At 30.2% G+C, this 12797-nt stretch carries 14 protein-coding genes; 6 read left to right on the top strand and 8 right to left on the bottom strand.

Annotated elements, in window-relative coordinates:
• Positions 1–20: 20 nt before the first annotated feature.
• Complete coding sequence (gene yihA / locus ACZ451_RS10275; RefSeq protein WP_464212069.1) at positions 21–647, top strand: ribosome biogenesis GTP-binding protein YihA/YsxC; 627 nt, start codon at positions 21–23, stop codon at positions 645–647.
• On the opposite strand, the gene ACZ451_RS10270 is transcribed toward yihA, so the two are convergent.
• The gene (locus ACZ451_RS10270; RefSeq protein ID WP_464212067.1) at positions 644–1024 is read right to left on the bottom strand and encodes a GTPase; all 381 of its coding nucleotides are present in this window, start codon (positions 1022–1024) and stop codon (positions 644–646) included. The two genes, yihA and ACZ451_RS10270, sit on opposite strands and share 4 nt — an antisense overlap.
• Positions 1025–1066: 42 nt before the next feature.
• Between ACZ451_RS10270 and bla the strand changes: the two genes are divergently transcribed.
• Positions 1067–1804, top strand: a complete 738-nt coding sequence (bla, locus tag ACZ451_RS10265) for a subclass B1 metallo-beta-lactamase (RefSeq protein ID WP_464212065.1) — start codon at positions 1067–1069, stop codon at positions 1802–1804.
• On the opposite strand, the gene gldC is transcribed toward bla, so the two are convergent.
• Positions 1797–2138, bottom strand: a complete 342-nt coding sequence (gene gldC, locus ACZ451_RS10260) for a gliding motility protein GldC (protein WP_464212063.1) — start codon at positions 2136–2138, stop codon at positions 1797–1799. The genes bla and gldC overlap by 8 nt on opposite strands.
• Positions 2138–3106, bottom strand: a complete 969-nt coding sequence (gene gldB, locus ACZ451_RS10255; RefSeq protein WP_464212061.1) for a gliding motility lipoprotein GldB — start codon at positions 3104–3106, stop codon at positions 2138–2140. Before gldB ends, gldC begins: the two co-directional genes overlap by 1 nt.
• A 90-nt stretch (positions 3107–3196) precedes the next feature.
• Between gldB and nadE the strand changes: the two genes are divergently transcribed.
• Together nadE and ACZ451_RS10245 are read left to right on the top strand one after the other, a co-directional pair.
• Positions 3197–3985 (top strand): NAD(+) synthase, encoded by a 789-nt coding sequence (nadE, locus tag ACZ451_RS10250; protein WP_464212059.1) that lies wholly within the window; start codon positions 3197–3199, stop codon positions 3983–3985.
• A 223-nt stretch (positions 3986–4208) separates the two neighbouring features.
• Positions 4209–4838, top strand: a complete 630-nt coding sequence (locus ACZ451_RS10245) for a response regulator (RefSeq protein ID WP_464212057.1) — start codon at positions 4209–4211, stop codon at positions 4836–4838.
• A gap of 82 nt (positions 4839–4920) precedes the next feature.
• Here the strand turns inward: ACZ451_RS10245 and dnaG are convergent, their stop codons facing one another.
• Positions 4921–6900 carry a DNA primase gene (gene dnaG, locus ACZ451_RS10240; protein ID WP_464212055.1) on the bottom strand — a complete coding sequence of 660 codons (1980 nt, stop codon included), beginning with the start codon at positions 6898–6900 and terminating at the stop codon, positions 4921–4923.
• 170 nt (positions 6901–7070) lie between these two features.
• Here dnaG and ACZ451_RS10235 point away from each other — a divergent pair, with 170 nt between their 5' ends.
• Both ACZ451_RS10235 and ACZ451_RS10230 read left to right on the top strand, forming a co-directional pair.
• Positions 7071–7493, top strand: coding sequence for a hypothetical protein (locus ACZ451_RS10235; RefSeq protein ID WP_464212053.1), 423 nt, complete (start codon positions 7071–7073; stop codon positions 7491–7493).
• A gap of 250 nt (positions 7494–7743) precedes the next feature.
• Entirely contained in the window at positions 7744–8580 is an 837-nt protein-coding gene (locus ACZ451_RS10230; RefSeq protein WP_464212051.1) for a DUF4846 domain-containing protein, read from the top strand.
• A 472-nt stretch (positions 8581–9052) separates the two neighbouring features.
• On the opposite strand, the gene ACZ451_RS10225 is transcribed toward ACZ451_RS10230, so the two are convergent.
• The 4 genes from ACZ451_RS10225 to ACZ451_RS10210 form a co-directional block, all read right to left on the bottom strand.
• The gene (locus ACZ451_RS10225; protein ID WP_464212049.1) at positions 9053–10150 is read right to left on the bottom strand and encodes a porin family protein; all 1098 of its coding nucleotides are present in this window, start codon (positions 10148–10150) and stop codon (positions 9053–9055) included.
• Between the two features lie 120 nt (positions 10151–10270).
• Positions 10271–11032 carry a hypothetical protein gene (locus ACZ451_RS10220; protein ID WP_464212047.1) on the bottom strand — a complete coding sequence of 254 codons (762 nt, stop codon included), beginning with the start codon at positions 11030–11032 and terminating at the stop codon, positions 10271–10273.
• The gene (locus tag ACZ451_RS10215; RefSeq protein ID WP_464212045.1) at positions 11019–11582 is read right to left on the bottom strand and encodes an RNA polymerase sigma factor; all 564 of its coding nucleotides are present in this window, start codon (positions 11580–11582) and stop codon (positions 11019–11021) included. Before ACZ451_RS10215 ends, ACZ451_RS10220 begins: the two co-directional genes overlap by 14 nt.
• A 108-nt stretch (positions 11583–11690) precedes the next feature.
• Positions 11691–12668, bottom strand: coding sequence for a polyprenyl synthetase family protein (locus tag ACZ451_RS10210; protein WP_464212043.1), 978 nt, complete (start codon positions 12666–12668; stop codon positions 11691–11693).
• Positions 12669–12797 lie beyond the last annotated feature (129 nt).

Raw genomic sequence — 12797 nt, 5'->3', positions numbered from 1 at the left:
TAAATTACTAAAATTTAAAGATGAAAATAAAGTCAGCTGAATTTGTAATGAGCAATTCTAATGTTGCTAGCTGTCCTAAAGAGCCTTTACCAGAATATGCATTTATTGGGAGGTCTAATGTAGGGAAGTCTTCTCTAATAAATATGCTTACACAACGCAAAAACTTAGCTAAAACCTCTGGAAGACCCGGAAAAACTCAGCTTATTAATCATTTTAAAATTAATGATAATTGGTTTCTTGTAGATTTACCTGGGTATGGTTATGCAAAAGTTTCTAAGAAAAGTAAAAAAACCTTTCAAAAGTATATTACAGATTATTTTAAAGAGCGTAGACAATTGGTTAATGCTTTTGTGCTAATTGATATTAGACACGAGCCTCAAAAAGTAGATTTAGAATTTATGGAGTGGATGGGAGAAAGTCAAATTCCATTTTCTATAATTTTTACCAAAGCAGATAAACTAAAACCTAAGCTTATTAATACACATGTTACAAATTACATCCATCAGTTATTAAAGGGGATTTGGGAAGAAGCGCCTAACTATTTTATTACCTCATCTAGTAATGGTTTAGGACAAGAAGATGTTCTAGCTTCTATAGATGATATGAATGATTATTTTAAAAAAGAAGACTGGGCTAACTTTATTTAGTTAGCCATACTCAATTTGTTTCTCAACAAATTCATAAGCTGACTTGTTTGCTGTAAAGAATTTAATTTAGATGTACTAACAAGCACATCTAAACCCCTAACACCTGTGGTCAATACTATTGGAAACATAAACTTATATCCAAACCTGTCTCCATAAGCACTTTCAAACTCATCTTTATATAAAAATTCCATTTCTAAATCTGAATCCTGTTTAAAGTTTTTCCATACTTTCTTTTCTGAAAAAACATCTTGCGTAATGTTACAAAGGTTACATGCATATGTACTAGGACTCATTATTTTATGAGCAACATCTAGCAAACTGTTACGTTTTCCAGAATTTGCATTATAAACAAATATTAATTTAGGAAGATGATTCATTTTAAAATGATATTTATATTTTTATAACTAATTTTTTATAAAATGCCTTTTAAAAAAATTAGTGCAATTTTATCAACATTATTGTTTTTTTCATTAGTTATGTCACAAGAATCCGATATAACTTACAGTTCAGAAACATTAAAAATAATTTCTTTGTCTAAAAATTCTTTTGTTCACATTTCTTATTTAGACACTGCTACATATGGTAAAATATCTGCCAATGGCTTAGTTTACATCAATAACAATAAAGCTATTGTTTTTGATACTCCAACTACTGCAAAAGTTAGCTCTGAACTTATTAAATGGCTTACCGAAGTAAAACAATGTGAAATTAGCGCTGTTGTAATCAATCATTTTCATAACGATTGTCTTGGTGGTCTTAGCGTATTTCATGAATTGAAGATTCCTTCTTATGCAGAAAATAAAACCATTGCTTTAGCAAAAAAAGATAACAGCTCTATACTACCACAAATTGGATTTAAAGGCAAATTGAAATTAAAAATAGGTGGCAAAAAAGTTATGAATACTTTTTTTGGTGAGGCACACACCTCTGATAATATTATGAGCTATATTCCTACTGAGCACATTTTATTTGGTGGCTGTGCAGTAAAAAGCCTTAAGGCTCCAAAGGGAAATTTAAAAGATGCCAATATTAAGGAATGGAGTACTACAATTAAGAAAATAAAGAAAAAATATCCTAATGCAAAAGTTGTAGTTCCCGGTCATGGTGAGCCAGGCAGTATGGCTTTATTAGATTACACTATTTCACTATTTAATTAGAATTCTTAAGGTTTAGTTTGTCTGCAAAATACTCACAGAAATCTTTCATTGTAGCTGTCATTTTTTCATCTTGCGTTGCTCTCATAAAAGTATCAGATAGAGAGACTAGCGTTTGATGAAAGAAAATTTTCATTTCATCAACTGGCATATCTTTTGTCCACAGATCAATTTTTAGAGATTCTTTGTTTTTGCTATCCCATACAGATAATAACATAGCTTTTGCTTCTTCATTATCTATCCCCCCATCTTGCGCGGACCAGGTTAATTGTTCTGGCAAGCGATTTTCATCTAAGCCTACTTTTAATGTTATTTCTGAGGTATGTAATTTAGCCATTACTTCTTTGGTTTGTAATTAGATTCTTTAAAAATTTCTTCAGCAGGAATACTTAATAATTCTTGAATAGTAACCTCGCTATTTTTCTCCATATAAGATTTTACAATTTGCCATCCAATATAACGTCCTAATCTACCTGGAGATTCACTATCTAATTCTAATTGAAATTTAGAAAACGGAGCAGGATCTAAAAAACGAGACCTTAACTCATTATCAGTACTATAAAGTAACTGTTTCTCTACAAAATAACGCCAGATTTGTTCTTCATTTACAATGGCCCAATCTAATTCATCTTGTGTGTACTGAATTCGTTGCGCCTCCGTAATAAATGGTACTAGCTTGTCTTTTAAATATAATTCTTTGCCATAATAAATAAGTTGCCCTAAAAAAGCACGTTCTTTTGGAGGAAAAACAACTTGCTTGGCAAAAGTACTAGCCACATCACTTACTAAAAACTGTTCATCTAAAACTGTAGCAATATAATTTGGAAAGCCTTTATAAAATTTATGATCTTCTCCTAGATAATTATCTAAACCTATTAAAAGAAGTGTATCTGCCATAACCACTCTTACATCATAATCTACATCTGTAGTTAAAGTAACAATTTTTGGAATCCTATACTTTGGAAAATAATATTTTATATGTTTAAATAATAAGGTTAAATCCTGTTCTTGCTTAAGTAAATTAGGATAAGCTTTTGTAACCTCTTCAAAAAGTTCTACTTGTATGGTATCCTTAAGCTTAGCTTCCCATATACTATCTGGATATTGCTTTGGAAACAAATAAGGGAACTCTTTTTTTAAAACAGGAAGACCAGAAGATGTAGCATTCGCAAATTTCTGATCGAATCTTGATATCTCCAATTCAACAACTATTTTAGAAATATCTTCTGAAATTTTAGGTTCATTTTCACAAGCGTAAAAAAAAACAATCAAAACTCCCAAATAGAAAAAAAAGACCTTTTGCATGTAAAGTAATTTCGTATTAGTTTTATTTATTAGCCTTTAGGCTTTATTTTTACAATACAAAGTTAATTGATTCATTATAAAATTACTCCTATGCAGACGGAAAAAGTAATTACACATATTACATCTTGGTTAAAAGATTATGCCACAAAGGCAAATATGAAAGGTTTTGTAATTGGTATTTCTGGCGGAATAGATTCTGCTATTACTTCAACACTATGCGCTAAAACTGGACTTGAGCTTTTATGTCTTGAAATGCCAATACACCAAGCAAAAAACCAAGTTGGTAGAGCAGAAAGGCATATTGAGTGGCTTATGAAAAATTTTCCCAATGTAAAAAGACAAAAAGTAGACTTAACTCCTGTTTTTGATAGTTTAGTAGCTGCAGTACCAAATGTTGAAAATGAAGAAGATCGATTTATGTCTTTAGCAAATACCAGAGCCCGTTTAAGAATGACAAGCTTATATTACTTTGCAGCCTTAGAAGCGTATTTAGTAGCTGGGACTGGGAATAAGGTAGAAGATTTTGGAGTTGGTTTTTACACAAAATATGGTGATGGCGGGGTAGATTTAAGTCCTATTGCAGATTTACTAAAAACAGAAGTTTGGGAAATAGCGAAGGTACTTGGTGTTAATAATGAGATTATTACTGCAGCACCTACAGATGGCTTATGGGGGGATGATCGTACGGATGAAGACCAAATAGGTGCAACGTATCCAGAATTAGAGTGGGCTATGAAAATGGATGAAAAAGAAAAAACCATAAAAGACTTTTCAGGAAGAGAAAAAGAAGTATTTACAATCTATAAAAAATTTAATTCTGCTAACAAGCATAAAATGATTCCTATTCCTATTTGTAAGATACCAAAAGTGTTAAAATAAACCACTCAACTAATAATCAGCACTCTAAATCGAAAAAAAAGAAGAAAATTAGTATAAATTCAAAAAATAAGACACATTTGTAAAGCAGAATCACATAAAAATAAATTACATTTGTCGTAAGATTTTTATGTCATTTTAGGAATGAATAGATAAGTTAAATCCCTAAGAATTGTAATTTATATTTTAAATGTCTAAATTACACTTTTTTAAAAAAAATCATAACATGATCAAAGTAATAATTGCAGATAATCACCCCGTTGTAAGAGTAGGAATTAAACATGTATTAGATGCGGCTTCTGGCTTTAAAGTAGTTTCCGATGTTTCTACAACTACAGCATTATTTGAGAAATTAGAAACCCTTACACCTGACGTTGTAATCTTAGAAATGGATATTCCTGAAATTAATGGGATCGCTACTTTAAGAAGAATAAAATCTGAATTTCCAGATATTAAAGTATTAATCTACAGTGGACAATCTGAAGATGTTTACGCACTTAGCACTATTAGAGCAGGTGCTTTTGGATATTTATCAAAAGGAGCTGATTTAGATTACATAATCACTGCTGTTAAAAAAGTAAGTCAAGGAGATATGTTCATCACAAATGAATTAGCACAAAGACTTGCTTTTGATGAAGGTACTAAAAAGCCAAGACGTTTCTTTAGAAAACTTTCTTCTAGAGAAGTGGAAGTATTAAAAATGTTAGCTAGTGGTAAACGTAATAAAGATGTTGCAGAAGGTTTAAATCTTAATGAAAAAACCGTAAGTACGTACAAAGCGCGTTTAATGAGAAAACTAAATGTAGATAACTTAGTAGATTTATTACAACAAGCAAAAGCTTTAGAACTTTACTAGTAGTAATTGTTTTATAAAAATCATAAAGAGCCCAAGTGTATTTAAATAGACTTGGGCTCTTTATGATTAAACTGTAGAAAAATTAAGATAAAACCCTATTTAACTTCTTGTTTAATAATGAGTTCAGCTGTATATAATTCATTATTTCCTCAAGCGTTTCCCTATTATCACTTGCTGTAACTTTAGTCTTATTTTGTAGTTCATCTATCCTCTTTTTGATAAGGTAGCAACGTAAAGTCAAAATTGTTTCGGTAGCCAGTTGTGTAATTCCTTTATTTTTATCTTTTGGATAAATATCTTTTCTACTCCAATCGTGTAACACATATTTTTCCTCTTCCATTAATATAGAAGAAATTTCAGAAACCATATCTTGATTTAAATGTGCAATAAATGTATTAATAGAAAAATTATCGTTTTCGCTTAATTCTTGAATAAGTTTGTAGTAAATAGCTCTAAACTTTTCATTAGTGAGTTCAATTTCATCCGCTTGAAGGTCTAAAAATATTTTTTCATATACTTTTGCTTCAATAAACTCTGGTTCTAATTCTAAATCACCCTTTTCATTTTCTTTTAATATTACATCTTCAAAACGCTGCTGTAAATCTCCATAAAGCAATAAAATCTCTATAATTTTACGTTCCAATTCATATTGCACATCTACTTTTTGCTGTATTTTTTCATTTTTTACAACATCAAAAACTTTTTGTTCTTCTTTAACTTTTTTAGCAATATCTGCCTGATCTTTCTTCCCTATTTGCGCTAACGTATTAAAAAGTACTGACTCAGATACCTTCATAATATGGGCGCACTCTTGTATATAGATTTCTTTTTGAATCTGATCTGGAATCTTTGAAATACTATTTACAATATCTCTTACTGTTTCTGCTCTTTTTATAGGATCATTAGCCGCTTCTTGCACCAGTAAAGACGCTTTAAATTGTATAAAATCTTTAGCGTTTTCGTCTAAATATGCTGTAACATCTTCAAGAGCATTATTTTTAGAAAAGCTATCTGGATCTTCACCTTCTGGAAAAGTGCAAATTTTAACATTCATGCCTTGCTCTAAGATCAAGTCTATACCTCTTAAAGAAGCACGTAAACCTGCGGCATCTCCATCAAAAAGAACTGTTATATTTTTTGTTAACCTATTAATAAGCCTAATTTGGTCTGCTGTTAGCGCAGTTCCACTTGAAGCAACAACATTTTCTATTCCCCTTTGATGAAACTGAATAACATCTGTATAGCCTTCAACCAAATAACAGTTATTTTCTTTTGCTATAGCCTGTTTAGCATGATAGATACCGTATAAGACTTTACTTTTATGATAAATATCACTTTCTGGAGAGTTAAGGTATTTAGCTGCTTTTTTATCATTGGTTAAAATACGTCCGCCAAAACCCAAAACGCGCCCACTCATGGATTGAATAGGAAACATAACCCTACCTTTAAACCTATCAAATTTTCTAGAATTTTCAGGATTATTAGGGTCATCTTTAACTATGGTAAGTCCAGTAGCATCTAAATACTTAAGCTTATACCCTTTTTCTATAGCAGCATTTGTAAAACCATCCCATTGATCTAAACAATACCCAAGACTAAATTTTTTAATGGTATCATCTGTAAAACCACGCTCTTTAAAGTAACTAAGACCTATAGCCTTTCCTAATTCGCTATCCCAAAGGATATTTGAAAAATATTTTTGAGCATACTCGGAAACCAAATACATACTTTCTCTTTCATCTGCTTGTTGCTTTTGCTCATCGGTACGTTCTGTTTCCTCTATTTCTATACCATATTTCTTTGCCAAATATTTTATAGCCTCCGGATATGTAAAATGCTCATGTTCCATTAAAAATGCAACTACATTACCACCTTTACCACTACTGAAATCTTTCCAAATTTGTTTTACTGGCGAGACCATAAAACTAGGTGAACGCTCATCTGTAAAGGGGCTTAAGCCTTTAAAGTTAGAGCCAGACTTCTTTAATTGCACAAAATCACCAATTACCTCTTCTAAGCGAGAGGTTTCATATACTTTATCTATGGTAGATTTTGAAATCAAATTAAAAAGAATGTATTAACAAGGTATAAATATAAAACTAAAATACGAACGACTCACGGTTTACAGGGTATGCATTTTCACTAATATTAGGGATTAACCAAACGCCTATTTCACGCAACTTTGTATCAGAAAATAACAATAACCCTATTATTAACCTAAAAACAAAAATTATGATCTGGGGAATTTCATTAGTATTATTAAGTATTATAGCAGTACCATCTTTGATATTGTCTAAAAAACCAAACGCAAAAGAATTATTAGAAAAAGTAGAACCCTACCAGGCATGGATTGGTGCTTTATTCTGTTTTTGGGGCGTTTGGGGAATTATTAGTGCCATTTTAAATCTTGGATGGTTATCTGTAGCCCCTATTTATTGGGTAACTTTTTTAGTAGGCAATATCGTTTCTGCAATTTTAGGCTTTATGTTAGGCTTTGGATTAATCAATAAATATGTATTATCTAAAAATGAAGCTGCTAAAGAAAAAGCAGATAATTTAAGAGCTAAAATTGCACCTAAACAAGGAAAATTAGGAGTAGTGGGTATTATTGTTGGTGTTTGGATGATTGTTGCATCATTTATGTGGTCTGTATAAACTTAAAGTTTTTATAAATCAAACAACAAATTAGTGCTTTTTCATTACTTTGTTTTAGTGTAATTACTATTGCTCAAAATAATAAAGATCAAATATGGTACAAGGTTCATATACTTATACCATTCAAACAGAGTAATATAATAATAACTTAAAAACAAAAGAGTACACCATAGTTGTTTCTTTTGAACTTTTATAAATTTTTAGTTGGTTGTTTATGAAGAGAATCTTGTTTACCATAATAATAGCTTTTATGTTTTTAATAGCGTGTAAGCAAGCTTCTTCTTCTAAAACAAAAGAAGTTGCTTTTGATACAAATCATTTAAAAACAGAACAAAATCTTATAAATAGTAATGGAAAAACTATTGAGACTAGGTTTTCTGTACCCAATGAATTTAAAAGAGTAGCTAAAGACAGTATTTCTTTTGGTTATTACCTTAGAAATTTACCCCTAAAAGATCACAATACTAAAGTGAGTTATTTTGATGGACAAACAAAAACCAATAATAATGTTTATGATGCTGTTATAGATTTACCTATAGGAAATAGAGATTTGCACCAATGCGCAGACGCGGTGATGCGATTAAGGGCCGAATATTTATATCATCACAAAAAATATAATGATATCCATTTTAATTTCACAAATGGCTTTAGAGTAGAGTATAGTGAATGGATTAAAGGAAAACGTATTGTTGTTGATGGTAATAAAGTATACTGGAAACAGAAAGCACAAACTTCTACTTCTTACAAAAGCTTTTGGAAATATTTAGAAATTATCTTTAGCTATGCAGGTACCGCTTCACTATCTAAAGAACTAAAAACAAGGGCAATTGGTAATTTAAGTATTGGCGATGTATTTATACAAGGTGGCTTTCCTGGTCATGCAATAATCGTTGTAGATGTAGCAATTAATACGAAAACAAATGAAAAAATATTTCTTTTAGCACAAAGTTATATGCCTGCTCAAGAATTACAAATTCTAAAAAATCCTAACAACACTAATTTAAGTCCTTGGTACAGTATTCCTGTGAATAATGTATTAAAAACACCCGAATGGACATTTAATAAATCTGATTTGAAACATTTTTAAATTATATTGGTTGGTTAATTTTCAGTTTCAAATTACAAAACCCTAATAGTAATATTAGGGTTTTTACTTTTAATACGCTTACTTTCTTATCTAACACTATTAAAAAAGCAATCTACTATCTAATATTAAAACACGAAACGTTAAAAATTATATAGAAAGTATAACATTTTCAGTTTCAAATTAAAGTAAAAAAATAGCAAGATCAAAATAACCATTTAAATATCAGTTAGTTACTATTAAATTTTGTATTTATCACAAAAGAATCACCAATTTAAATCTGTTTTTTCTTAGTAAGAATGCATAAAATAAATCGTACTAATTATTATAAAGAATTGGATAGAAAACCTATTAGTCTACCAAAATAAATACACAAAGTATTAAAGCAACATAAGCATTGTTTTTATTTTGTTTGAAGAGAAGCCAAGTGGATATATCTGTCCCTTGGCTTTTTATTTTATCTACACTTTTTTAATTAATCAAGATCAAAACGTAGCCCTAAAGAAATATTACGTTGTGGTACTGCTGCATTTTTAAAAAGCGGATTTAAATCGTATTTTACATAAAGTAAAATTGCATCTATACCAGCATAGGCACTAAGTCCATAAACAAAATTAGATGTATTAAAATCTCTCTTAAATTTATCTTTTACACGATTTCCATTTGCATCTCTATACTTTAATTTTTGTCTTGTACCTATATTAAAACCACCATAGCCACCTATACCTAATCTAAACTGATCATTAAGACTATATCTTATTTTCTTTTTTGTTTCAGTTTTTTTAGATGGACCAAATTCAAAATGCACAGGAAAAACCAAATTATCTGTTCTAAATTTAGACTTCCTTAACTCAAACGGGAACTCTTCTAAAACAACATCAGTTCCATTATTTACAAAATACTCATTTGCTTTAGGCTTTAATCCATTCCATTGGAAGGAAAAACCATAATTTAATCGTAAAAAATTAGTATTCTTAAATACTCTTGTTCTCCATTGCCAACCTAGCTCAAAAAAACGACTACCACCTAATTGATACGGTGAATCTTCTAAAGATTGCCCTTCACGTATTGTATTATTAATACCAATGGCAACTACCAGATCTGAATAGGTTCTACGATCATATTTAATATCATATTTTTTCTTAGTACTATTTTCGTATTTAACCCCAAAAGTACGGTTACCATCTTTATCAGGTATTCCAAAACCAATTTCTATTAAATCTGTTTCGCCTTTACCATCAATAATTGCTATTCCTTCTGACTCATTCCTTTCTAATAATAAGATTTTATTATCAACAATAGCCAGCCTGTTTTCAATATTTAAGGCTCTTTTTTTTGCTGCTTTTTCTTTTAATGCTTTAGCTTCTTCTATAGATATTTCTTTAGCGTCTAATTGTTTATTAATAGCTTCAATTTCTTTTTTAAGTTGATTTTTTTCAGCAACGACAATTTTTTCTTTCTCTTTTTTTAGCGCTTCTATTTTTTCTTGATGTGGTTCTAATTCCTGTGATACTACAGATTGTGCTAGTATTGAAATTAAAATAATGACGATATATTGACTAACTGTTCTCATAATGTTGTTTTTCTAATTAATGATTGATTTTTTTGATTAATGAATAAACTCCTCCCTGCTACTATGTAGATTAAGATGAATAATCTATAGCAGAAATGAATACTAATAAATGTGTGTTTGTTAATTGTTTCGCGTAGCTACTGCGGTTTTTAATTTTAAAAATCCTGTTTTTAATTTTTTAAATAATTGATCTCTAGTCGATAAATCCACTTCATTTTCTGCTTCTTGTAATAATACCATAGCATCAATAGTATTACCATCTGCAAATAGTTTTTCTTTTAAAATATCACTTTGTGCTTTTCTCAAAAGTGCGTCTATTTCTGCATCGGTAACAGCGGTATTATTAAGTTCTAAAGAATCTACTTGTGCAAGAATTTCATAAATCTTTTTATCAATAAGTTCTTCTTTAGGATCTTTTAAAACAACGGAAGCTTCTTTTTGCTTAGATGTTTCTATTACAACTGCTATTGGATCCTCATTTTTAATGAAATGTTTCTCTTTTTTGTGTTTAAAAATGTTTGCTTTTTGTTTTACGATTTTCTGTGGCTCAATTTTTTCTTCTAAAACAACTTGTTCTTCTAATTCTTTTATAACAGGAATCTTAGATTTTTTTTGTTCTTTGTTGTTTTTGGGAGCATCTTTTTCGGCTACAATTTGGATAGGCGTATTAGAAACTGAGTTATTTGAATTAAAAAATAATACAGAAGCTACGAACAAACCTATTATACTTGCTGCAACGGCATACCAAACATATGGTTTTTTATGCTTTTTTTCATGAGGCTCCAATGCTTCAGAGATACGATCCCAAGCTTTAGTAGAGGGTATAATTTTTCTAGCCTCTAACTTTTCTTTTATATGTTCTTCAAATTTAATTGGTGCCATATCCTACTATATTTTGTTTTTTTAACTGCTCTTGCATCTGCTTCCTCGCCTTAAACAATTGTGATTTTGATGTACTCTCTGATATTTGTAACATTTCTGCTATTTCTGCATGTTTATACCCTTCTATTGCATAAAGTACAAATACCATTTTATACCCTTCCGGTAGTTTATCTATTACTGCTTGTATTTGCTCTACATCTATTTCCGAAGAAAATGATAACGTATTATGCGTATTTCTATCAAAAACTTCATCATCAAAAACTACAAACTGTTTTTTACGCAAATAGGTGATAGATTCTCTAATCATAATCCTTCTAATCCACCCTTCAAAACTGCCTTTATGCTGAAACGTATCTAAGTATTTAAATACTTTTACAAAACCAGTTACCATTACGTCTTCGGCAAAAGCCATATCTTTTATATACTGTCTACATACACTAAGCATTTTTGGAGCATGTTTTTCGTATAAGTGCTGCTGCGCTTTTCGGTTTCCCGATATTGCTTTTTTAATTAGCAGTTTCTCATTTGTATACAAAGAAATTATTTTCAAAATTGATTTCCGTTATTGTTCTATTTAGATAGACGCGATACTTTTTAAATAGGTTGCCTGAAGTTTTATTTTTTTTAATAAAATTATAAAATGGAGTACATTTTATAATTATTTTTTGCGATCTACTACGTAGTTTACCATGAGTTCCAATGCACTTTTATAGGATGACTCCGGATAGTCCTCCAATATTTCTAGGGCTTCTGTTTTAAAGGCATTCATCTTAGCTTCAGCATAAACCAAACCACCTTTTTGGATTACAAATGAAATAACTTCTTTAACTCTTTTTTTATCTTTATTGTGATTTTTTACGGAATTAATGAGCCATTTTTTTTCTTTTGTAGAACAATTATTAAGTGCATAAATTAAAGGCAAGGTCATTTTCTGCTCTTTGATATCTATTCCTGTAGGTTTCCCTATTTGTTCTTCTCCGTAATCAAACAAATCGTCTTTTATTTGAAAAGCCATACCACATAATTCTCCAAATTTCCTAAATGTTTCCACAGCATCAGATTCAGGCTTAACAGAGCATGCCCCTAAACTGCAGCAAGCAGCAATTAAAGTTGCCGTTTTTTGGCGAATAATATCATAATAGACTGCTTCCGTAATATCTAACCGCCTTGCTTTTTCTATTTGCAGCAACTCTCCTTCACTCATTTCACGCACCGCAACAGAAATAATTTTAAGTAAATCAAAATCATTATTATCAATAGAGAGAAGTAAACCCTTAGATAATAAATAATCTCCCACTAAAACTGCAATTTTATTTTTCCATAAGGCGTTAATAGAAAAGAAACCTCTGCGCTTATTACTTTCATCTACAACATCATCATGTACAAGAGTTGCAGTATGTATTAGCTCAATTACCGATGCCCCACGGTATGTACGTTCATTTACTACTCCATTATTCAATAATTTTGCCGTTAGAAAAACAAACATTGGTCTCATTTGTTTTCCTTTTCTATTTACAATATAATGTGTTATTCTATTTAGTAAAGCTACTTTAGAAGACATGGAGTCATGGAATTTTTTTTCAAAAAGTTCCATCTCCTCATTAATTGGTTCTTTAATTTGAGCTACTATCTTCACTTCAAAATATTACTTTTCTAATGGCATATTCAATTGAATAAAAGAATACTTCTGTTTGTTTTACAAATATACCTAAGATATAGCTCTCTTCTTTTATTTGTCGTTTAAATTAACCACTTATTAGATAGT

Source organism: Allocellulophaga tsushimaensis, assembly GCF_055383085.1.
Note: the sequence above shows the minus strand (reverse complement) of the source record. Positions and strands in the feature narration are given on the sequence as shown.